At 65.2% G+C, this 20,517-nt stretch carries 19 protein-coding genes and 1 tRNA gene; 9 read left to right on the forward strand and 11 right to left on the reverse strand.

What is annotated here, in order from left to right:
• Positions 1 to 28: 28 nt before the first annotated feature.
• Positions 29 to 1,057 (reverse strand): PIN/TRAM domain-containing protein, encoded by a 1,029-nt coding sequence (locus tag E5Z01_RS02440; protein ID WP_135227926.1) that lies wholly within the window; start codon positions 1,055 to 1,057, stop codon positions 29 to 31.
• 168 nt (positions 1,058 to 1,225) lie between these two features.
• Here E5Z01_RS02440 and E5Z01_RS02445 point away from each other — a divergent pair, with 168 nt between their 5' ends.
• Positions 1,226 to 2,467 (forward strand): cytochrome P450, encoded by a 1,242-nt coding sequence (locus E5Z01_RS02445; protein WP_135227927.1) that lies wholly within the window; start codon positions 1,226 to 1,228, stop codon positions 2,465 to 2,467.
• Between the two features lie 124 nt (positions 2,468 to 2,591).
• Here E5Z01_RS02445 and meaB read toward each other — a convergent pair whose 3' ends face one another.
• The 7 genes from meaB to E5Z01_RS02480 form a co-directional block, all read right to left on the reverse strand.
• Positions 2,592 to 3,557, reverse strand: a complete 966-nt coding sequence (gene meaB / locus E5Z01_RS02450) for a methylmalonyl Co-A mutase-associated GTPase MeaB (RefSeq protein WP_135227928.1) — start codon at positions 3,555 to 3,557, stop codon at positions 2,592 to 2,594.
• A gap of 195 nt (positions 3,558 to 3,752) precedes the next feature.
• Complete coding sequence (locus E5Z01_RS02455) at positions 3,753 to 4,007, reverse strand: WGxxGxxG family protein (protein ID WP_135227929.1); 255 nt, start codon at positions 4,005 to 4,007, stop codon at positions 3,753 to 3,755.
• 78 nt (positions 4,008 to 4,085) lie between these two features.
• A complete protein-coding gene (gene radA / locus E5Z01_RS02460) occupies positions 4,086 to 5,441 on the reverse strand; it encodes a DNA repair protein RadA (RefSeq protein WP_135227930.1) in 1,356 nt (451 codons plus the stop codon).
• Positions 5,434 to 5,715: a DUF2087 domain-containing protein gene (locus E5Z01_RS02465; protein ID WP_119762534.1), complete on the reverse strand. Its 282-nt coding sequence runs from the start codon at positions 5,713 to 5,715 to the stop codon at positions 5,434 to 5,436. Before E5Z01_RS02465 ends, radA begins: the two co-directional genes overlap by 8 nt.
• A gap of 158 nt (positions 5,716 to 5,873) precedes the next feature.
• Positions 5,874 to 8,120 (reverse strand): ATP-dependent Clp protease ATP-binding subunit, encoded by a 2,247-nt coding sequence (locus E5Z01_RS02470; protein ID WP_135227931.1) that lies wholly within the window; start codon positions 8,118 to 8,120, stop codon positions 5,874 to 5,876.
• Positions 8,121 to 8,348: 228 nt separating this feature from the next.
• Positions 8,349 to 9,626, reverse strand: coding sequence for a S41 family peptidase (locus tag E5Z01_RS02475; RefSeq protein ID WP_240738142.1), 1,278 nt, complete (start codon positions 9,624 to 9,626; stop codon positions 8,349 to 8,351).
• Positions 9,627 to 9,848: 222 nt separating this feature from the next.
• Complete coding sequence (locus E5Z01_RS02480) at positions 9,849 to 10,190, reverse strand: winged helix-turn-helix transcriptional regulator (protein WP_135227932.1); 342 nt, start codon at positions 10,188 to 10,190, stop codon at positions 9,849 to 9,851.
• Positions 10,191 to 10,277: 87 nt separating this feature from the next.
• Here E5Z01_RS02480 and E5Z01_RS02485 point away from each other — a divergent pair, with 87 nt between their 5' ends.
• From E5Z01_RS02485 to ychF, 4 genes are all read left to right on the forward strand, one after another.
• Positions 10,278 to 10,898 carry a nitroreductase family protein gene (locus E5Z01_RS02485; protein ID WP_135227933.1) on the forward strand — a complete coding sequence of 207 codons (621 nt, stop codon included), beginning with the start codon at positions 10,278 to 10,280 and terminating at the stop codon, positions 10,896 to 10,898.
• 92 nt (positions 10,899 to 10,990) lie between these two features.
• The gene (locus tag E5Z01_RS02490) at positions 10,991 to 11,458 is read left to right on the forward strand and encodes a MaoC family dehydratase (protein ID WP_135227934.1); all 468 of its coding nucleotides are present in this window, start codon (positions 10,991 to 10,993) and stop codon (positions 11,456 to 11,458) included.
• Complete coding sequence (locus E5Z01_RS02495) at positions 11,455 to 12,435, forward strand: MBL fold metallo-hydrolase (RefSeq protein WP_135227935.1); 981 nt, start codon at positions 11,455 to 11,457, stop codon at positions 12,433 to 12,435. Before E5Z01_RS02490 ends, E5Z01_RS02495 begins: the two co-directional genes overlap by 4 nt.
• Before the next feature lie 117 nt (positions 12,436 to 12,552).
• Entirely contained in the window at positions 12,553 to 13,650 is a 1,098-nt protein-coding gene (ychF, locus tag E5Z01_RS02500) for a redox-regulated ATPase YchF (RefSeq protein ID WP_135227936.1), read from the forward strand.
• A 133-nt stretch (positions 13,651 to 13,783) separates the two neighbouring features.
• On the opposite strand, the gene E5Z01_RS02505 is transcribed toward ychF, so the two are convergent.
• Positions 13,784 to 13,859, reverse strand: a tRNA-Lys gene (locus E5Z01_RS02505).
• A 249-nt stretch (positions 13,860 to 14,108) separates the two neighbouring features.
• Between E5Z01_RS02505 and E5Z01_RS02510 the strand changes: the two genes are divergently transcribed.
• Positions 14,109 to 14,819, forward strand: coding sequence for an esterase/lipase family protein (locus E5Z01_RS02510; protein ID WP_135227937.1), 711 nt, complete (start codon positions 14,109 to 14,111; stop codon positions 14,817 to 14,819).
• A gap of 98 nt (positions 14,820 to 14,917) precedes the next feature.
• On the opposite strand, the gene trpA is transcribed toward E5Z01_RS02510, so the two are convergent.
• Together trpA and trpB are read right to left on the reverse strand one after the other, a co-directional pair.
• On the reverse strand, positions 14,918 to 15,781 hold the full coding sequence (gene trpA, locus E5Z01_RS02515) for a tryptophan synthase subunit alpha (RefSeq protein WP_135227938.1): 864 nt from the start codon (positions 15,779 to 15,781) through the stop codon (positions 14,918 to 14,920).
• Entirely contained in the window at positions 15,778 to 17,058 is a 1,281-nt protein-coding gene (gene trpB / locus E5Z01_RS02520; RefSeq protein ID WP_135227939.1) for a tryptophan synthase subunit beta, read from the reverse strand. The genes trpA and trpB overlap by 4 nt, the downstream gene beginning before the upstream one ends.
• A 140-nt stretch (positions 17,059 to 17,198) precedes the next feature.
• Between trpB and E5Z01_RS02525 the strand changes: the two genes are divergently transcribed.
• The 3 genes from E5Z01_RS02525 (at position 17,199) to kynA (ending at position 20,390) form a co-directional block, all read left to right on the forward strand.
• Complete coding sequence (locus E5Z01_RS02525) at positions 17,199 to 18,125, forward strand: restriction endonuclease (RefSeq protein WP_135227940.1); 927 nt, start codon at positions 17,199 to 17,201, stop codon at positions 18,123 to 18,125.
• A gap of 202 nt (positions 18,126 to 18,327) precedes the next feature.
• Complete coding sequence (kynU, locus tag E5Z01_RS02530; protein ID WP_135227941.1) at positions 18,328 to 19,545, forward strand: kynureninase; 1,218 nt, start codon at positions 18,328 to 18,330, stop codon at positions 19,543 to 19,545.
• Positions 19,542 to 20,390 (forward strand): tryptophan 2,3-dioxygenase, encoded by an 849-nt coding sequence (gene kynA, locus E5Z01_RS02535; RefSeq protein ID WP_240738143.1) that lies wholly within the window; start codon positions 19,542 to 19,544, stop codon positions 20,388 to 20,390. Before kynU ends, kynA begins: the two co-directional genes overlap by 4 nt.
• The last annotated feature ends 127 nt before the right edge of the window (positions 20,391 to 20,517 follow it).

The raw sequence follows: 20,517 nt of genomic DNA on the forward strand, positions 1-20,517 counted from the left end.
CCCCAGAGGCTAGAGCATTTCTAGCGTGTCACGCGGCGGGCTGCTCTTTGTCCAGCTTGGCGAAGATCATGCGGCCCACGTTGGTCTGCACGTTATTCACCACCGTCACGCGGGCAGGCTTGCCGCGCATTTTCATCCCGTCCTCGACGACCACCATGGTGCCGTCTTCCAGGTAACCGACGCCCTGATCCTTCTGTTGCCCGCCCTTGGTGATGGTGATGGTCAGGTTGTCGCCGGCCTGCACCTGGGGCTTGAGGGCCACGGCGGCCTCGTGGATGCTGAGCACCTGCACGTCGTGCAGCTTGGCGATCTTGGTGAGGTTGCCGTCGTTGGTCAGCAGTTTGGCGTGGGTTTCGCGGGCCAGCCGGATCAGTTTGTCGTCGGTGGTGGGCAGGTTGGGGTCGTCCCAGTCCTCGATGCGCAGGGGCCGGAGGCCGCGCAGCTCTTCCAGCACGTTCAGGCCACGTTTGCCCCGGGTGCGTTTCTGCGGGTCGGCGCTGTCCGAGAGGGTCTGGAGTTCGCGCAGGATGAACGCGGGAACGATCAGGTCGCCTTCCAGAAAGCCCGAGCGGGCCAGCTCCAGAAGGCGCCCGTCGATAATCACGTTGCTGTCCAGGATTTTGCCACCCGTTTTGCGCTTGGGCTGCTGAAAGGCCAGCGCCCCGAACTGGTCCTCGTTGCGCACCGCGAAGGTGATGAAGAAGGCCGCCAGAATCACCGTGAAGGCGATGCTGATGGCCGACGAATAGAACGGCAGGCCGCGCAGCAGGTTTGCCAGCAGCACGCTGACCAGCAGCGCCACGATCAGCCCGAAGGTCGCGGCGGTCACGGTGGTGGGCGTCAGGCGCCCGTACCAGCCCTGAAGGGCGCTGAGGCGCGGCGCGATGAACTTCTCGACGCGCGGGGCCAGCAGCAGGCCGCTGAGCATCCCGGCGAGCATCAGGCTGACGGTGTTGACGGTGGCCGTGTCCGGCGGCGTCGAGGCCGCCAGCACCCCCCCGGCACCGTATCCGGCCAGGAGTCCGAGGAACATCATCAGGAGGCGCACCGGCAGCATAACTTCCTCAGTGTACCGGGTACACGTGAAAAACAGGAACCGTCCTGAAGTTCACCTGCGCCTCAGTTGGGGACAGGGCCAGCCGAACAGGATCAGCCCAGCTCATCCGCCCAAGCCAGCCGCCCAGTTCAGCCGCCGCAGCGTGCCCAGATGCGCGATACTGACGCCATGACGGGCCTTTCCCTCCCGCAACGAACCCTGCCGCTCTCCGATCCGGCCTTCGTGGCCGATCCTTACCCGCTGCTGGCACAGTGGCGCGAGGAGACGGCGGCTTTCTTCGATCCGGGCCTCGACCGGGTGGTGCTGACCCGCCACGCGGACATCAGCGCCCTGCTGCGCGATAAACGCTTTGGGCGCAGCGTCTTGCACCGCTACTCGCGCGACGAGCTGGGCTGGCCGCCGCCGGACCCCCGGCAGGTGAACTTCGACGCTTTCAATGACAACCACGTGCTGGACAGCGAACCGCCCAAGCACACGCGCCTGCGGGGCCTGCTGCAACTGGCTTTCACGCCCCGGCGCGTGGAGGGCCTTACGCCGCGTATTCAGGTCATTCTGGCTGACCGGCTGAGGACTCTGGGCGACACGTTCGACCTGGTGGCCGACTATGCCGAACCGCTGCCCGTCACGGTGATCGCCGAGTTGCTGGGCGTGCCGCACGAATGGCGCGAGCAGTTGCGTCCGTGGTCGGCGGCCATCGTCAAGATGTACGAACCGGACAAGACCCCACAGGATCAGGCGGACGCGGAAAGGGCAGTGCTGGACTTCAGCGCGCACCTGCAAGAACTGCTGAACGAACGCCGGAAAACCCCGGCCGACGACCTGATTACCGCGCTCTCGCAGGTGGAAAGCGAGGGTGAGCGCCTGACAGAAAAAGAGCTGATCGACACCTGCATCCTGCTGCTGAACGCCGGGCACGAGGCCAGCGTCAACGGTCTGTCGGCGGGCATCCTGGCTTTGATGCGCCGCCGCGACCGCTGGAACGAGCTGGTGGGGTGGGCGCAGGAACCCGGCAGCCTGCCGAAATTCAAGCTGGCGGTGGATGAACTGCTGCGTTTCGACACGCCGCTACCGATGTTCGAGCGGATTGCGCTGGAACCCATGACGCTTTTTGGGCACGAGGTCAAGGTGGGCGAGCGGGTGGCGCTGCTGTACGCCAGCGGCAACCGCGACCCAAGGCGCTTCGAGCAGCCGGATGAGCTGCGCCTGACCCGCGAGCCGAACCCGCACCTGACCTTCGGGCTGGGCATTCACTACTGCCTGGGCGCCCCGCTGGCCCGGCTGGAACTGGCGCTGAGCCTGCAAGCCCTGTGCCGCACCTTCCCGAACCTGCGCCTGGTCAACGAAACGCCGGAATATACGGGGGGGTTCGTGATCCGGGGTCTGGCGCGGCTGCCGGTGAGCACGCGCTAGAGCAGGTCTCCGAATTCCGTTCTGCCGAGAACGCCACTTACATAGCTCCATTCTCTCCTGTCTCTCCTGTGAAGCTATGCCGGTCTGCTCGAACAAAAAGCGCTGCGTTCTTTTGTTCAATGCTCTAAACCTGCGCGGCTTCTCTGGACAGCAGCTTCTCGACGCCCTGCACGGCAGTCAGGTCACCGGCCTGCACCGCGCGGCGCACCTCCTGCATCCGCGGCGGCCCGGTTCGCTCCCTGAATTCGCGCCAGGCGGCCTCGCGCAGCAGTTCATCGAACCACCCGGCGGTCTGCTGGTGGCGTTTGGCGGCAATGTCCACCTGGCTGATGTACTCCTGCACTTTCTTCCACAGTTCCGGGATACCCTCGCCCGTCACGGCAGAGGCCTTGAGCGCCACCGGTCGCCATAGCGCGTCGTGCGGGGTCAGCAGGGTCAGGGCAGTCCGCAGTTCGGTCTGGGCGCGAATGGCGGCCCTGGGGGCGGTGTCGGCCTTGTTCACCACGCAGATGTCAGCCAGTTCCATGATGCCGCGCTTGATGCCCTGGAGTTCATCGCCGGCGTTGGGCAGGGTCAGCAGCACGAACAGGTCGGTCATGCCGGCCACATGCGTTTCGGACTGGCCCACGCCGACCGTTTCCACCAGGATCACGTCATACCCGGCGGCCTCGCACAGCAGGGTGGTTTCGCGGGTGCGCCGCGCCACGCCCCCCAGTGTCCCGCCTGACGGGCTGGGCCGGATAAAGGCGTTGGGGTGAACCGTCAGCTGGGGCATGCGGGTCTTGTCGCCCATGATGCTGCCGCCAGTGCGGGCGCTGCTGGGGTCGACTGCCAGCACCGCCACCCTGTGCCCGTGTTCGGCCAGCAGGACGCCCAGCGCCTCGATGAAGGTGCTTTTCCCCACGCCTGGCACGCCGGTCAGGCCCACGCGAATGGACGGCCCAGCCCGGCCCTGAAGCAGGGTCAGCAGGTGCTGGATCTGTTGCTCGTGTTCGGGGCGGGTGGACTCGGCCAGGGTTATGGCCTTGGCGAGGGCGCGGCGTTGCCCGGCCAGCAGGGCCCCGGCCAGTTCGGCAAGCGCGGTGGTCATGCCCTGATGCTAGAACATTTGATGAAAGAACGAAGTAATTTTGTCCGAGCAGCGCGAGTGAATTGAGATGAGCAGGACGAAGAATGGAGCCCTACGGAGTGCAGTTCTCTACCTGACAGAATTCGCAGACCTGCTCCAGTGCAAGACCAAAAAAACCGTCCTGCAAAGAGGACGGTCAGGCGAGCTGAGCGCGCTTCAGCGGGGGGTGCTGGTGGTGCCGGTGGTTCGGGTGGTGGTGTACGTTTCGGTGTACTTGCGGCCTGCCAAGCCGGCCAGGCCCAGCAGGCCGGCCAGGCCCAGCCAGCCCCAGTCGGTGGCGGAATCGGTGGCGCCACGGTTGTCGGCGGTGGTGGTGTCGGTCGTGGCCACGTCGTTGTTGTTGTCCTGGGCCAGGGCGGCGGGCGTCAGCAGCACGGCGGTGAGGGTCAGCAGTTTCAGGGCGTTCTTCATGCAGGCAGTTTGACCCATCCCCGGGCGGGCCATGTACCGAGCGGCCGCCGAAATGCCGGGGAAAAACACCATCAAACCTTAATGCGCTCTTGAATGTTCGGTGCCGCGCCACACGGCGCCCACGGCTTCCTCGACACTCTTCACGCCCGGATGCCCTTCCAGGCCAGGCGGTAACACCAGGCGCTGGTATCCGGCGCGGCCGGCTTCCTCGGCGCGGCGTAGCGCCATCTGGGTGCTGCGCACCTCGCCGGCCAGGCCCACCTCACCGAACACGGCCACGTTCTGCGGCAGGGCGCGGCCCACCACAGCGGAATACACCGCCAGGGCCACCGCCAGATCCAGGCCAGGGTCCGGCACCTTCAGACCACCGGCGAGGTTCACGTACACGTCCAGGCCGCCCAGCGTCAGGTCGAGGCGGCGTTCCAGCACCGCCAGCACCACGTCCACGCGCCGGGGGTCGAGGCCCACCACCACCCGGCGGGCGTTCGGATAAGGCGTCTTGGAGGCCAGGGCCTGCACCTCCAGCAGCATGGGGCGCTGACCGTCCACGGTGGCGGCCACCACGCTGCCGGGCACATCCACCGGGCGCTCGGCCAGGAACGCGGCGCTGGGGTTCTCGACGGCGATCAGGCCCTCACCGCGCATCTCGAACACGCCCAGTTCACCGGCCTGCCCGAAGCGGTTCTTCACGCTGCGCAGCAGGCGGAAGGCCCCCACCGACTCCAGAAAAATAGTGGTGTCCACGATGTGCTCCATCACCTTCGGCCCCGCCACCGTGCCGTCCTTGGTGACGTGTCCCACCAGCACCGTGGACGTGCCGGTTTCCTTGGCGGCGCGGGTCAACATGGACGTGCCGTCGCGCACCTGCGCCACGCCGCCGGGCGCGCCCTCGCCCTCGACGGTGACGGTCTGAATACTGTCCACGATGCACAGCGCAGGCCGGTGCTCCTGCATCAGCGCGGCGATGTGTTCAGCCCGCGTGTCGCGCGTGAGTTGCAGCTCAGCCGTGACGCCCAGCCGATCCGCCCGTAACCGGATCTGCTCCAGCGACTCCTCGCCCGCCACGTACAGCACCGGGCCGCCGGAGGCCGCCACTTTGTCCGCCACCTGAAGCAGCAGCGTGCTTTTCCCGATGCCCGGCTCGCCCCCCATCAGCGTCACGCCGCCCGCCACCAGCCCGCCGCCCAGCACCCGATCAAGTTCCGGCACGCCGCTGCTCGTGCGCGGCTCCTCGCGCCGCCCCACGCTGGACAGCGGCGTAAGTTTGCCACCGGAAACGCCACCGTACCCGCCCCGACCGGCAGGAGCCACGACCGAAGGTGCTTCCTCCTCGAAGGAATTCCACGCCTGACAGTTCGGGCAGCGCCCCAGCGGCTTGGCGGAACGGTAGCCGCAACTGTTGCAGACAAACTGCGTTTTCGGGGCTTTAGCCACGTGAACTGGGGCGCCCGTCGGCCCGCCAGTACGTCTCGCCGTCAGTGACGAGGTAATCGCTCTCCAGCAATTCGGTCAGCAGAATGCTGGGGTCTTCCAGCGTGCTGTGATCGGTCAGAATCTGCTCGACCTCGCCCTGTTGGTAGGACACACCCGTCTCGAACAGGCCCCTCAGGTAATGCAGCACTGCCTGCTGGTGCGCCTTGCGGCGGTCACTGGGCCAGTAGGTAATGCGTCCGTGCTCGTCCTGAAAATCGTGGATGCTTTTCGTCATGACCCGTATGTTAAAGCGTGCCTTCCAAAACGAATGGGTGAGGCAGCAGACTCAGGGTATGAACGGTCTTCCCAGTCAGGAAAGAACGGCCGGGACTTGGGAATCCAGACAAGAAAACTGAGCGAGGTCTCCCCCGCCCAGTCTGCTGCTCCCTCCGTTTACGCCAGGATTTGCCGGGCGGCAGGTTCCTCGCCTTTCTCGAACTGGATGCCTTCGTCACCCAGCACCACGCGAACTTCCTGGCCGCTGTTGCCGAGGAGTTCTACGGCCAGCGGGTCTTCGATTTCCTCGCGCACCAGGGTGCGGAGCTGGCGGCTGCTGCCCACGGCGTGTTTGGGGCTGCGGGCCTTGAGTTTGCCGACCAGCCAGCTAGCGATGGCCGGGTCGAAGGTGACGTTCAGTTCGCGGCTGGCCAGTTCCTCGCGCATCTCGCCCATCAGTTGCTGGGCCACGCGCACCAGTTCTTCCTCTCCCAGGGCCTTGAAGCGGATCACGTCGTCCAGGCGATCCAGGAATTCCGGGGTGAAGATGTGGCGCAGCGGGGCGTTGTTGTCGGGCGTGACGGGACTGAAGCCCATGGTGGGGTTCACGTTGAAGCCCGTGTTGCTGGTCATGATGATGATGGTGCGCCTGAAGTCCACGGTGCGGCCCAGGCCGTCGGTGAGGCGTCCGTCGTCGAGGACTTGCAGGAAGGTGTTGTAGATGTCCGGGTGGGCTTTCTCGATCTCGTCGAGCAGGATGACGCTGAATGGTTGTCGGCGCACCGCTTCGGTCAGGCGTCCGCCTTGCTCGAACCCGACGTAACCGGGGGGGCTGCCGATGAGTTTGCTGACGCTGTGGCCTTCCTGGAATTCGCTCATGTCCACTCGGATCAGGGCGCGTTCACTGCCGAACAGCGTTCTGGCGAGGGCTTTTGCCAGGTGTGTTTTGCCCACGCCGCTGGGGCCGACGAACAGGAAACTGGCGGCCACGCGGGTGCGTCCGCCCAGGCCCACGCGGGCGCGGCGTAGCGCACTGGAGAGCGCCTTCACCGCGTCAGGCTGGCCGTACACCTGCTCGCCCAGTTGCTCTTCCAGGTCTTGCAGTTGCGCGGCAGTTTCCTCGCTGTAGATGCCGCCCATGCTGTTGATGACGGCTTCCATGTCCTCGCGGGTGACCATCGGTTCGCCGTCGTCGGTTTCGGCCACGGGCAGGCCCACGCTCATGTTCAGGCGCACGCGGCTGGCGGCCTCGTCGATCAGGTCGATGGCCTTGTCGGGGAAGTTGCGCCCCGGCAGGCTGCGTTCGCCGATGCGCACCGCCAGTTCCAGCGCGCTGTCGGGAATCTGCACGCCGTGGTGTTCCTCGTACTTGGGTTTCAGGCCCTTGAGGATTTGCAGCGTTTCGGCGGGGCTGGGTTCCAGCACGATCACCGGCTGGAAACGGCGTTCCAGCGCGGCGTCCTTCTCGATGTAGCGGTGGTACTCGCCGGTGGTGGTCGCGCCGATCACCTGGATCTCCCCGCGCGAGAGGGCGGGCTTGAGGATGTTGGCGGCGTCCAGCGTGCCTTCCGCGCCGCCCGCGCCGACCAGGGTGTGCAGCTCGTCGATGAAGGCGATGACCTTGGCGTTGCGGAGTTCCTCGATGATCTGACGCAGGCGTTCCTCGAACTCGCCGCGGTACTTGGTGCCTGCCACCACGCCGCTCAGGTCGAGGCTGACCAGGCGCACGTTGTGCAGGTTGGGCGGGGTGCGCTGTTCGTGAATGGCCAGCGCCAGCCCCTCCACGATGGCGGTTTTGCCCACGCCGGGGTCACCGATCAGCACCGGGTTGTTCTTGGTGCGGCGGGTAAGGATCTGCGTCACGCGGCGGATTTCCTCGCTGCGCCCGATCACCGGGTCGAGTTTGCCTTCCCTGGCCCACTTGGTCAGGTCGCGTCCGTACTCGTCCAGGAAGGGAGTGGGAACGGGCTTGTTGGCCTTACCGCCGCTGCTGGTGTCGCCCTGCGCCAGGATGCGCCAGCGAATCGTGTCCACGTCCTTGGTGAGTTCCTGAAGGATGCGGAAGGCCACGCCGTCACCCTCGCGGATGATGCCCAGCAGGATGTGCTCGGTGGAAGTGACCTGGGCACCCAGGGAACGGGCCTCGCTGCTGGCCAGTTCCATCACGCGGCGGGCGCGGGGGGTGATGCTGGGGGCGTCGTTCAGGCGGCTGCCCTCGCCCCGCCCGATGATTTCCTCGACGCGGCGGCGCAGGCCGTCCAGCGAAGCGCCGAACTCCGCGAGGATTCCGGCGGCGGTGCCCCCTTCGCGCATCAGGCCCAGCAGGAGGTGCTCCGGGCCAACCATGGCATGGCCCAGGCGGTTGCCTTCCTCGCGTGCGTAGTGGAACACGAGTCGGGCGCGGTCATCGTAACGGTTGGTCATGCAGGGAAACCCCCTTTGGGGCGAAGTGCGCCGGGGCGGCGCTTGGTGGGTGTGATCGTGGTCTGTAGGGCTTGACCACCCTCAGAATAGCGTTCCGGGGGGGGCATAGCAGACCGGAAGTTACGATTTGCCCAAGCCCTCAAGGCAACCGGGGCCACCCGTCAGGCAGGATAGCGGGCCGGCCCACCCCAGTGCGGCGCCCCCACTACGGCGACCTCAGTAAGGCAATCAGGGCGGCGAACCCACCACCGCCTGCGACAGGGTTTGCAGCGCGGCTTCCAGGGTGGTGTCGCGCCCCAGGCCGGTCAGTGCCGGAATGCTCAGGGGCGCGGTGACGTCGGGGGCCAGACGCGGCGGCAGGGGGTGCTGGTCGGCGTCAAAGGCCTTCAGGACGGTCACGGCCACCAGGCCGCCGTCGGGCAGATCGTGGAACTGCACGCCGGAATTGCCGACGCCCTTGGTCTCCTCGCCCACCACCTTCACCCCGGCCTGGCGGGCGTAATGGCTGAACACCTCGGCGCATGAGGCGGTGTTCGGGCCGACCAGCACGGCCGCTGGGCCTGACCACACGGCCTCGCCGGAGGGCGAGTCGGGGCGGCTGGCCGCCTGTTCGGTGCTGGCCGGGTCGCCGCGCCCGCCTCTTAAACCGTAGTAACTGAACTGGCCCCACCTGTCCTGGCTGCGGTAGATCACCGGGCCGAACACACTGGCGGCCATGACGCACTCGCTGAGGCTGCCGCCGCCGTTAAAGCGCAGGTCGATAACCAGTTGCCGCGCCCCCTGCTGCCGGGCCTGCTGCACGGCGTTCAGGAAGCGCCGGGCGGTGCCGGCCGTCAGGAAGGACGGCAGGTCGATCAGGGCGGTGCCGTGCTGGTCGTCGGCCCACAGCAGGGTGGGTTCATCACGGGCCCGCAGGAGGGCGCTGCCCAGTTGCAGGGTGTCCTCGGGTTGCCCGGCGCGGCGGCGCGTGACGGTGATGGGCTTTGCGCGGCGTTCCAGCCGCATGAACTCGTTGGGGCCGATCTCGGCGTTCTGGCCGTCACGCTGCCCGGCGCGCTGGCCGTCCACCGTAGGCAGCAGGTCGAAGCGGCGCAGTCCGGCCTGCTCGGCAGGGCTACCCGCGATGACGGACACCACCAGCAGGCCGCCCTCGGCGCGGACGGTGCGTGCGCCGGTGCGCGGCACCGCCAGATCCTGCATCGCTTCGCGCAGGCGCTGCGCCGCTTCGGGCGAGCGGACGTTGGTGTGCGCGTCCCCGTAATGCTCGAACAGGTTCGTCAGCGCGGCGCGGCCGGTCTCGAAAGGGCAGGTGTCGGCCTGCGGGGCGCACTCGGCGTCCAGCGAGGTGGCGGCCCCGGCGATCAGGGCATTCAGGTCGGCGCTGGCCCAGCCGTAGTACTCGCGCTGCACCACGCTGGTGGCGGCCCTGAAAAGGTCGGTAGCGGGGCTGGCCTGCGCCGGTTTGGCCGCGAGCACAAGCAGAAGGGACAGTGAAAGACGCTTCACCCCTGAAGTGTAGGCGGTGAAGCGCATGGGAAAAGGGATGCAGGGTTGGTGACGCTGGAACTTCAGCGGCATGAGATGAAAGGAGTTCTCGGCGTCCCTGTCGGTCACCCGATCTCTCCCCTTCCCAGTTCGACGAGAGAGCAGGTGGTCAGGAGGGGTGGAACCTGACTTTAGAACGCTTCCCGACCGAGCAACGTCGAAAATTCATGAACTCCACAACGCTCAGGCGTGGGCGGGCTCTTGAGCGTGCAGGTGGCTTCGGGCCCAGCCGTCGATGGCCTGGATGACGGCCTGGAGTTCCTGTCCGGCGGGCGTGAGGCTGTAGACGCTGCGGGCCAGTTTGCCGTAGCTGTCCTCGCTGCGTTTCTGAATGAGGCCCTGCGTTTCCAGGTGTTCCAGGCGCTGCGTCAGGGTGGCACTGTTGCATCCGCCGATGGCGCGGGCCAGTTCGTTGAAGCCCTTTTCGCCGTCCAGCAGCGAACGGATAATGTGCAGCACCCACTTTTCCTGCAGCATGCCGATGGCCCTGTAGACCGGGCAGAAGGAAGGAGAGTGATCGTTCATGACAACATCTTACACTCTTTTGCCCTACAAATCAGGAGGTCAATTACACTGCTTGATATTTCAAAGCACTTCAATTAATATCGGGTCATGACGTTAACCGCCACCAAACCCCTGAGCATGACCGAAGCCATCGAAAATCGCCGCAGCATTCGCAAATTCGTCCAGGAACCCATGAACCAGGACGACCTGCAAGACATCCTGCGCCTCGCCTCGCTGGCGCCCACCGCCAACAATGTGCAGCCCACCCGCTTCGCCGTGATTCAGAACAAGGAGCTTCAGGCCAGGCTTCAGGAAGCCGCCTACAACCAGGGCCAGGTCACCAGCGCCCCCGCCGTGATCGTCGTTTACAGCGACATGGAAGACTTTCTGCAAAGCGCCGAGGAGACCGTTCACCCCAACATGGGCGAAGAACAGATCAAAACCCGCGCCGCCGGCCTGCGCAGCAACTTCGAGGGCCAGGACGTCGCCCAGCGCGGCCAGTGGGGCCTGACCCAGGCCAACATCGCCTTCGGCTTCCTGATGCTCGCCGCACGCGGCAAAGGCTACGACAGCGTGCCCATGCTGGGCTTCGACCCCGAGAAAGTGAAGGAACTCCTGGGCCTGCCCCAGCACGTGCAATTTGCCGGCATGCTGCCCATCGGTCACCGTGCCGAGGAAGGCTTCCCGCACCACCGCCACAACGTCGAGCGCATCAGCACGTTCTACTGAACCGATACCTCCGTGTGCGCGCGCCACTGAAGAACTGCCCAGCCAACGTGCCGGGCGGTTTTTTTAGCGGTAGCTGGGCGGTACAGTGGTCTATGACCGATGCCGCCTACTTCAGACAGCGTCGCCAGCAGGCCTTTGCACAGGCGCAGGTTGGACAGACGTACACTTACCGCCGCACCTTCACGGACGGCGACGTGTCGGTGTTCTGCGGCGTGACCGGGGATTTCAACCCGTTTCACCAGGACGACGAGTTCTCGCGTGAAGCCCCCTTCGGGCGGCGCATCGTGCCGGGCCTGCTGACGGGCAGCATGCTGACGCACATCGGCGGCATGCAGGGGTTTCTGGCGGCCGACATGCACTTCGAGTTCCGGCGGCCCGTGTTTATAGACGACACCGTGACGTGTGTGGTCGAGGTGCTGGAGAAGGACGAAAGCCGTAAACGCCTGCTGTGCGCGGCCTGCATGACCAACCAGGGCGGCGAAGTGGTCGTCCAGGCGACGTTCACGGGTTTTCCCACGTTCCCGCGCCTGCAGCCCGACGCGCCCGCAGGTCAGGCGTGAGCCGTAACCGGATTTCCTTTTTCGAGCGCCCTTACCCCGACGCGAACAGCGTCCTGATGTACGGAAAACGCCCCACCCTGGTGGACGCGGGCTTTGGCAGTGGCGTGCATGAGCTGGAAAGCTGGTTGACCGCTCAGGGCGTCTGTGCGGCCCGGCTGGCCCTGATCGTGAACACGCACCACCACACCGATCACGTGGGCGGAAACCACCACCTGCAAACCCACCACGGTACGCCCATTGCCGCGCACCCCTGGGAAGGCCGGGCCGTGAACCGCCGCGACCCGGAAGCGTGCCTGGGCCGCTGGCTCACGCAACCCGTGCAGGCGTACCACGTCACCCAGTTCCTGCGGGACGGGGACACCCTTAACGCTGGCGACTCGACCTGGCACGCTTTGCACACGCCCGGTCACTCGCTGGGGCACATCGTTTTGCACCGTGAGGGGGGCGGGATCACCGGGGACGCCCTCATGACCGGGGACATCGGGCGGCTCAACTTTCACCGGGATGGCCTGAACTCCGCCGAGCGAGCCCTGGAATCCCTGGACAGGCTGGCGGCACTGAACCTTGAAGTGGCTTACCCCGGTCACGGCCCCGTGATTACGGACGTTCCCAGCGCCATCAACGACGCCCGCACCCGCACGGAGAAAATGCTTGGGAACCCCATGAAGGCCGCCTGGCACGGCACCAAGCGTATTTTTGCTTTCGCCCTTATGAGCGAAGATCCCATGACCGAGCAGGACTTACACGCCTACCAGACCAGAAACCCCTGGATCACGGACTACGCCAGGGATGTCTTCCACGTCACGCCCACCAAATTCTTCACGCAACTGCTCGGGGAAATGACCCGTTCCGGCGCGGCCCGCTGGGAAGGCGACCATCTCATCATCACCAGGCCTTACCGACAGGCCACCCCCGGCTGGGCCAGCACACCTACCAACGTGAGTGACTGGCCCCCCGCCTCGGCAGAATGGACTTGAGCCAGCCGCTCTGTGTCGACGCTCTGGGCCGCTGCTCTAGGCCCGCGCCTCCTTTAACACGTGCATCCTTTAAACTGTCAGGGTTGCCGCCCTAAGGCGGAGTAAAGGAGTGAAACCATGGGTCTCGGAATTGGAATTGTGGGTCTACCCAACGTCGGAAAAAGCACGCTGTTCAACGCCATCACTCGCGCCGGGGCGCTGGCCGCGAATTACCCCTTCGCCACCATCGAGCCGAACGTGGGCCGCGTGACTGTGCCTGACGAGCGCCTCAGCGGGCTCAGCAAGGTGTTCACGAAGGGTGAGCGCGTGCCCCCGATTATTCCCACGTTCGTGGAGTTCGTGGACATCGCGGGCCTGGTGAAGGGGGCCAGCAAGGGCGAAGGCCTGGGCAACCAGTTCCTGGCGAACATCCGCGAGGTGGACGCCATCGCACACGTGGTGCGCTGCTTCGAGGACGGCAACGTGGTTCACGTGGCCGGCAAAGTCGATCCGCTGGACGACATCGAGACCATCAACACCGAACTGATCCTAGCCGACATGGCCGGCCTGGAAAAACGCGTGCAGAACCTCCAGAAGAAAGCCAAGAGCAATGACAAGGAAGCCAGGGAGCAGGCTGAACTGGCCGAACAGATTCTGAAAGTCCTGGGCGAAGGCCAGCCCGCGCGCGCCGGCACGTACGACGGCAAGATTCCCAAGGATTTCGGGCTGATCACCATCAAACCCATCATCTATGTCGCCAACGTCGGTGAGGGCGACCTGCAGGAGGACAACGAGCACGTGAAAGCCGTGCGCGAGTATGCCGCCAGGGAAGGCGCCCCCGTCGTGAAGATCAGCGCCCAGATCGAGGGGGAACTGGCCGAAATGCCTGAGGACGAAGCCCGCGAGTTCCTGCACGACCTGGGCGTTCAGGAAAGCGGTCTGGATCAACTGGTGAAAGTCGGCTACGAGACGCTGGGCCTGATCACCTTCATCACCTCGGGTGAAAAGGAAGTCCGTGCCTGGACGATCCGGAAAGGTGAGACGGCTCCCGAGGCCGCCGGGGAAATTCACAGCGACCTGCAACGCGGTTTCATTCGTGCCGAAGTGATCGAGTGGGACAAGATGGTCGAGGCAGGGGGCTGGGCCGCCGCCAAAAGCAAAGGCTGGGTACGCACCGAGGGCAAGGACTACGTCATGAAGGACGGCGACATCATGAACGTCCTGCACAACATGTAAAAATCTTCGGGAAATCGAGGCATAGCCGGGCTTTTCCAATCTGGAAGGCCCGGTTTTGCTGCTGGCCCTGCAAGACCTCTGAGGGCTGTCACGACCAACAACACAAAAGCCCCGCACTAGGCGGGGCTATTTCTGGTGGGTCGCCCGGGACTCGAACCCGGAACCCGCTGATTAAAAGTCAGCTGCTCTACCAATTGAGCTAACAACCCTGATTTGTTCGTGCTGCACGTTACCGACTGTTTGCCGTTTCGGCAGCGAGGAAGAAGATAGCATTGAAATTCGTAAGAATCAAGCGTCACCCCAACCTGAGGCAGGAACCGCGCAACTGGGGAAAAGTAAGCCGGACTCTCCCGTCTAAATGGGAGGCGGCCCGGCTGGCTGAACGCCCACCTCGCATTTCTGCTTGTGCCCTTCTGTCACGGTTGTTACTTTGAGGTGATTGCATGGGGAGGGGAAAGATGACGCGTCGAGTCAAAATAGGTCTGGCGGCACTGCTGGGGCTGCTCGTCCTTTCGGGGTGCGGGCGTGAAGAAGGGCCGCCTAACTGGCTCAAGGAGCAGGAATTACCGCAGCCACAAGCGGCGGGCAACGACCCCGTGATTTTCGTTCACGGCTGGCATGCAGACGCCACGACCTGGGACGCCATGCTTCAGCATTTTCGTCAGGCAGGATTTCCGGACGCGCAGCTTTTCAACTGGGCGTATGACGTTTCGCAGTCGAATGCCCGGACAGCCGAGCAACTCCGTGAACTGGTCGACCGGGTGCTGCGCCAGACCGGGGCGCAGCGGGTCGACCTCGTGACGCACTCCATGGGCGGCCTCTCCAGCCGGTACTACCTGAAATTCCTGGGCGGGACGGCGAAGGTGGACGCCTGGGTGTCCATAGCCGGGCCGAACCACGGGACATTCATGTCGAATTACTGCGCGTCGGTGGCCTGCGGGGAGATGCGCCTGAATTCCGCGTTCCTGTCAAACCTGAACGCCGGTGATGAGACGCCGGGCAACGTACGTTACGGCACCTGGCGTTCACCGTGTGACGAGGCGATCAACCCGGACAGCAGTGTCCCGCTGACCGGCGCGATGAACGTGCAGACGTCCTGCCTGTCACACAGCGGCCTCCACGACGACGGTCGCGTGTTCGCGCAGGTGCTCGCATTCATCACGAAGTAAGCCCCCGACTTTCCCAGGCATGTCTGTCTTTATAACTTGTTGAAGGTGCCCTGGCTCGCCTGGACACCTTCAACCTCACTGATCATTGCCTCTGGCTGTTACCGTTGGCACCCCGCCCAGATCTCGTCGGCGAGCGGCCCGACCTCCTGCCCACGCCGCAGGGCATCGACGAAGGCGCTGGCGACGACCACGCCGTCAGCGACCTGCGCGACGCTGTGGGCGGTGGCGGCGTCCTTCACGCCGAAACCCACCGCCACCGGCACCCGGCTGTACTGTTTCGCCTGGGCCAGCATAGCGGGCACCTCACCCAGCGCACTGCCCTCGCGGGCACCGGTCACGCCAACGACACTGACGGCGTAGACGAACCCCGTACAGGCTTCGGCGACCAGCTTCACACGCTCCGGGGTGCTGGTCGGCGCGATCAGGAAAGTGACGGCCAGGCCGTACTCGGCGGCCAGGTCAGCGATTTCGAGATCCTGATCCGGGGGCAGGTCGGGCAGAATCAGGCCGTCCACCCCGGCGTCGGCGGCCAGGCGCATGAATTCACGCGGGCCGACCGCGTAGATCGGGTTGACATAGGTCATCAGGGCGATGGGCGTGTCGTGGCGCTGCCGCAGTTCTTTGACGAGCTGAAGGCTGCGGCGGGTGCTGGTGCCGCCCGCCAGGGCCTGCTCGCTGGCCTGCTGCATGGTGGGGCCGTCTCCCAGGGGGTCACTGTAGGGGATGCACACCTCCATCAGGTCGGCGTGTGTCAGCAGGTCGTCGGCCACCTGGGGGAAAGTGGCCGCACTGGGATACCCGGCGGTCATGCAGGGCATGAAGGCGGCCCGCCCGGCGGCCTCGGCACGCTCGAACGCGGCGCGAATGCGCTGCACCCCCCGGTTGGTCGTGCTGCTGGGGGCCGTGGTACCAGGGGCGGTGTTGCTGGGGGCGGTGTCGCTGGGGGTTGAAGTGGCACTCATGCGAAGACCTCCTCGCGTCTGGCCGGGCCAGGGGTGAACTCCTGCGCCCCACCCTGCCTTTCCAGTTCCAGCAGGCGCATGACCTCGGCCACGTCCTTGTCGCCGCGCCCGGAGAGGTTCACGACGATCACCTGATCGTGGCGCATGCTGCGGGCCAGCTCGACCGCGTGGTACACCGCGTGGGCCGACTCGATGGCCGGAATCAGGCCCTCCAGGCGCGTCAGCAGCTGGAAGGCTTCGAGGGCCTGCGCGTCGGTGACGGGCACGTACTCGGCCAGGCCTGAATCGGCGTAATAGCAGTGCTCCGGGCCGATGCCGGGGTAGTCGAGGCCCGCGCTGATGGAGTGCGGCGGCACGATCTGGCCCTCATCGTCGTTCATCAGGTACATCAGCGAGCCGTGCAGCACGCCCACCCGGCCCCCCGCGATGGCGGCGGCATGCAGTCCGGTCTCCACGCCCTTGCCGGCGGCCTCGACACCGATCAGGCGCGGGCGCTGCTCCTGCGGCAGGTAAGCGAACGGCGCGAAAATACCAATGGCGTTGCTGCCGCCCCCCACGCAGGCAACCACAGCGTCGGGCAGGGCGCGTCCTTCGTGCTCCAGCATTTGCGCCTGGGTTTCCACGCCGATGACGCTCTGGAAATCCCGCACCATCGCCGGGTAGGGGTGCGGCCCCACCACGCTGCCCAGGATGTAGAAGGTGTCGCGGACGTTCGTCACCCAGTCACGGATGGCCTCGTTGGTGGCGTCCTTCAGGGTGCCGGTGCCGCTGGTCACGGGGCGCACCTGCGCGCCCAGCAGTTGCATGCGGAACACGTTCAGGGCCTGGCGGCGCATATCTTCCTCGCCCATGTACACCACGCACTCCAGGCCCAGCAGCGCGGCAGCGGTGGCAGTGGCCACGCCGTGCTGGCCGGCTCCCGTTTCCGCGATGACTTTCTTTTTGCCCATGCGCCGCGCCAGCAGGGCCTGCGCCAGGCAGTTGTTGATCTTGTGCGCCCCGGTGAAATTCTGATCCTCGCGCTTCAGGTAGATTTTGGCGCCGCCCGCGTGCTGCGTCAGGCGCTCGGCCAGGTAGAGGGTGCTGGGGCGGCCCACAAATTCCTTGAACAGGCGCTCCAGTTCGGTCAGGAAGGTGGGATCGTTCTTCGCGGCGCGGTAAGCGGTTTCAAGTTCGTCCAGTGCCGGAATCAGTGTTTCGGGCACATAACGGCCACCGTAGCGCCCGTAGCGGCCTCGCCCGTCGGGCAACGGGAACTCTGGAATAGAAAAGGTCATGATGTCCCTAGCCTAGAAGCCTGACCCGCCGAACAGCACGGGAGTCTTAGACAAGCGGTCTAATCCTACCGAATGGTAAAGCCTGAGCGCAAACTGGGTTTTTCACCGTCTGGGCAACATAAAATGCCACACTGCCCATTATGGCTGTCCCTGATTACCAGACTTTCATGCGTCCCCTGCTGGCCCTGCTGTCGGACGGGCAGACCCGAACCATGCGCGAGGTGCACGCGGCGCTGGCCGAACAGTTCCACCTGACCGAAGCCGACCTGGCCGAGATGCTGCCCAGCGGACGGCAATCCACGTTCATGAACCGCGTCGGCTGGGCGAAAACGTATCTGGTCAAGGCGGGGACGCTGAGCAGCCCGCAGCGGGCCAGCGTGGCCATTACGCCGCGTGGCCTGGCCCTGCTTCAGCGCTTCCCTGAGCGTGTGACCGCCAAAGACCTGATGCAATTCGACGAATTCATGGCGTTTCAGCAGGCCAAAACGGGCAGCGTACGAACTGACGCCGACACTGCCCGCCCACACAGCAGTGAAGCCAGCCCCGAAAGCCTGTCGCCCGAAGAACAGTTTTCCTCGCTCTACGCGGAACTCAACGCTTCCCTGGCCGCCGAGCTGCTGGCCCAGGCGCAGGGGCTGACCCCGGCACAGTTCGAGCGGCTGGTGGTGGAAGTGCTGGTGGCGATGGGCTACGGCGGGAGTGTGCGCGACGCCGGGCAGGCCCTGGGGCGCAGCGGCGACAACGGCGTGGACGGACTGATCAAACAGGATCCTTTGGGCCTGGATCGCATTTATCTTCAGGCGAAACGCTGGCGGGACACGGTACATAGTCCGGAAATTCGGACATTTTCCGGCAGTCTGACCTACCACAAAGCCAGCAAAGGCGTGTTCATCACCACGTCGACTTTCAGTGAGGGGGCCAGGAAAACAGCGGCCCAGATCGGCAACATCATCCTGATCGACGGAGAAACCCTGGCCCGCCTCATGATCGATTACGGCGTGGGCGTGAGCACCCGCGAGACGTACAGGATTCGCCGCGTGGACAGCGAGTATTTCGAGGAACTCTGACGGGTAGGGCCCCCGGCTGGCCTGACCCTGCGCCCCTATACTGCGGGGCATGCCGCACCACCGGGCCGACGCCCGCGCCAGGGCCGCCGCGAACAGTATTGCGGCGGCGCTGTGCGACTGGTGGTGTGCCAACCTGGGCCAGCCACGCTGAACCGGAAAGAACCTGGTTTTCACTTTCCGACTTCTTTCCCTGAGGTGACTGATGACTTCGCAACTTCCCACCGATTTACAGCAACTGGACGCGCAGGACACGCTGAGACACAAACGCGACGAATTTAGCGTGCCGGAGGACATCGTTTACCTGGACGGCAACAGCCTGGGGTGCCTGCCGAAAGCCGTGCCGGCCCGACTGGCGCAGGTGGCACAGCAGGAGTGGGGCGAGCACCTGATCCGCTCTTGGACGCGCAACGCAGAGGCAGCGCAGGACTGGATGGGGCTGCCGGACCGGGTCGCCGCAAAACTGGCCGGCCTGATCGGCGCGAACGCGAACGAGGTGGCAGTGGGGGACAGCACCAGCGTGAACACCTTCAAGGCGCTGGCGGCGGCCATGAGCATGGCCGGCGAGCGGCGCGTGCTGCTGACCGACACCGAGAACTTCCCCACGGACCTGTACATGGCGCAGGGCCTCAACAAACTGCTGGGCGACACCTGGGAACTGCGCTCCTGCCGGAACACCGAGATCATGGAGCACCTGACCCCGGACGTGGGCGCGCTGCTGTTCACGGAAGTGGATTACCGCACCGGGCGCAAACTGGACATGAAGGGGTTGACCGCCAGGGCGCGTGAACTGGGCATTCTGACCGTCTGGGACCTGGCCCACTCGGCGGGCGCGTTCCCGGTCGACCTGAACGGCTGCGGCGCGGATTTCGCGGTGGGGTGCGGGTACAAGTACCTGAACGGCGGGCCTGGCGCGCCGGCGTTCCTGTTCGTGGCCGAGCGGCACCACGGGTCCGCGCCGGTCTTTCTGAGCGGCTGGATGGGCCACGCCGACCCCTTCGAGATGGCCCGCGCCTACGCGCCGGCGGCGGGGGCGCGTAGGTACGTGGTGGGCACCCCGCAGGTGCTGAGTTTAAGTGCGCTGGATGAAGCCCTGAATGTCTTTTCCGACGTGGACATGCACGCCCTGCGCCGCAAATCCCTGTCGCTGACGGACACTTTTATTCGCCTGATGGAACCGCTGACGGGGCAGTACCCCCTCACCCTGGTCACGCCGCTGAACCACGAGGAACGCGGCAGCCAGGTCAGTTACCGCCACCCGGACGCCCAGCAGGTCATGAAAAAGCTGATCGAGCGCGGCATCGTCGGGGATTTCCGCACGCCGGACATCCTGCGCTTCGGGTTCACACCGCTGTACCACCGCCACGCAGATGTGGAGCGGGCTGTCCTGGGCATCCGCGCAGTGCTGGAGGGCCAGCCATGAACGACAAGCCGGCCATGAACGACAAGAATTCCGCCGAGCAGGCCTACAGCGACTTTACACGCAGCCTTTCTTACGGGGATTACCTGCACCTGGATGGGATTCATGCCGCCCACCAGCCCATTACCCAGGCGCACGACGAGCACCTGTTCATCGCCGTTCACCACGTCTCCGAGGTGTGGCTGGAGCTGATCGTGCGCGAAATTCAGGCCGCCATGAAGCTGCTGGAACAGGGCATTACCGACGCCCCGCTGAAGATGCTGACCCGCGTGGTGCGGGCGCAGGAGCAGATGACGAACGCCTGGGAAGTCCTGAAAACCATGACGCCCAGCGATTACCTGGAATTTCGCAGCGCCTTTGGGCAGGCGTCGGGCTTCCAGTCACAGAACTACCGCATGGTCGAGTTCCTGCTGGGCAACCGCAACCCCGTGATGCTGCGCCCACACGCGCACCGCCCGGATCTGCATGATCCCCTGAAAGCCGCCCTGGAAGGCCCCAGCGTGTACGACCTGGCCCTGCGCCTGGTGGCCGCGCGTGGCCTGAACGTCCCCGACGAGGTGCTGCAGCGCAACTACGCCGAGAAGTACACCCTGAACGAGGCCGTGGTGGACGCCTGGATCGCCGTGTACCGCGACACCGACACCTACTGGGACCTGTACGAACTGGCCGAAAAACTGATGGACGTGGAAGACAACTTCCGCCGCTGGCGCTTCAACCACGTCACCACCGTGGAGCGCACCATCGGCTTCAAACGCGGTTCGGGCGGCACCAGTGGTGTGGGCTACCTCAAGCAGGCGCTGAACATCGTGCTGTTCCCCGAGTTGTGGGAGGTACGCACGCGGCTGTAAAGCATTTGACAGCAAAGACCAAGAAACATGGTCTTTTCTGTCCGAGCAGACTGGTACAGCTCGCAGAGAGCGAGTGAATTCGGACGAGCAGGACGAACTGGCACAGCCCTGAAGGAGAGAATGGAGT

This window comes from Deinococcus fonticola (genome assembly GCF_004634215.1).
Classification (GTDB): domain Bacteria; phylum Deinococcota; class Deinococci; order Deinococcales; family Deinococcaceae; genus Deinococcus; species Deinococcus fonticola.

Bases quoted from the DNA above. Each gene is read 5' to 3' on its own strand.
- E5Z01_RS02470 (WP_135227931.1), bottom strand. From the start codon at position 8,120: ATGACCAACCGTTACGATGACCGCGCCCGACTCGTGTTCCACTACGCA.
- E5Z01_RS02480 (WP_135227932.1), bottom strand. From the start codon at position 10,190: ATGAACGATCACTCTCCTTCCTTCTGCCCGGTCTACAGGGCCATCGGC.
- trpB (WP_135227939.1), bottom strand. From the start codon at position 17,058: ATGACCTTTTCTATTCCAGAGTTCCCGTTGCCCGACGGGCGAGGCCGC.
- kynA (WP_240738143.1), top strand. From the start codon at position 19,542: ATGAACGACAAGCCGGCCATGAACGACAAGAATTCCGCCGAGCAGGCC.
- meaB (WP_135227928.1), bottom strand. From the start codon at position 3,557: ATGACCACCGCGCTTGCCGAACTGGCCGGGGCCCTGCTGGCCGGGCAA.
- E5Z01_RS02445 (WP_135227927.1), top strand. From the start codon at position 1,226: ATGACGGGCCTTTCCCTCCCGCAACGAACCCTGCCGCTCTCCGATCCG.
- E5Z01_RS02465 (WP_119762534.1), bottom strand. From the start codon at position 5,715: ATGACGAAAAGCATCCACGATTTTCAGGACGAGCACGGACGCATTACC.
- kynU (WP_135227941.1), top strand. From the start codon at position 18,328: ATGACTTCGCAACTTCCCACCGATTTACAGCAACTGGACGCGCAGGAC.
- ychF (WP_135227936.1), top strand. From the start codon at position 12,553: ATGGGTCTCGGAATTGGAATTGTGGGTCTACCCAACGTCGGAAAAAGC.
- E5Z01_RS02510 (WP_135227937.1), top strand. From the start codon at position 14,109: ATGACGCGTCGAGTCAAAATAGGTCTGGCGGCACTGCTGGGGCTGCTC.
- E5Z01_RS02440 (WP_135227926.1), bottom strand. From the start codon at position 1,057: ATGCTGCCGGTGCGCCTCCTGATGATGTTCCTCGGACTCCTGGCCGGA.
- E5Z01_RS02490 (WP_135227934.1), top strand. From the start codon at position 10,991: ATGACCGATGCCGCCTACTTCAGACAGCGTCGCCAGCAGGCCTTTGCA.
- E5Z01_RS02455 (WP_135227929.1), bottom strand. From the start codon at position 4,007: ATGAAGAACGCCCTGAAACTGCTGACCCTCACCGCCGTGCTGCTGACG.
- E5Z01_RS02485 (WP_135227933.1), top strand. From the start codon at position 10,278: ATGACGTTAACCGCCACCAAACCCCTGAGCATGACCGAAGCCATCGAA.
- trpA (WP_135227938.1), bottom strand. From the start codon at position 15,781: ATGAGTGCCACTTCAACCCCCAGCGACACCGCCCCCAGCAACACCGCC.
- E5Z01_RS02525 (WP_135227940.1), top strand. From the start codon at position 17,199: ATGGCTGTCCCTGATTACCAGACTTTCATGCGTCCCCTGCTGGCCCTG.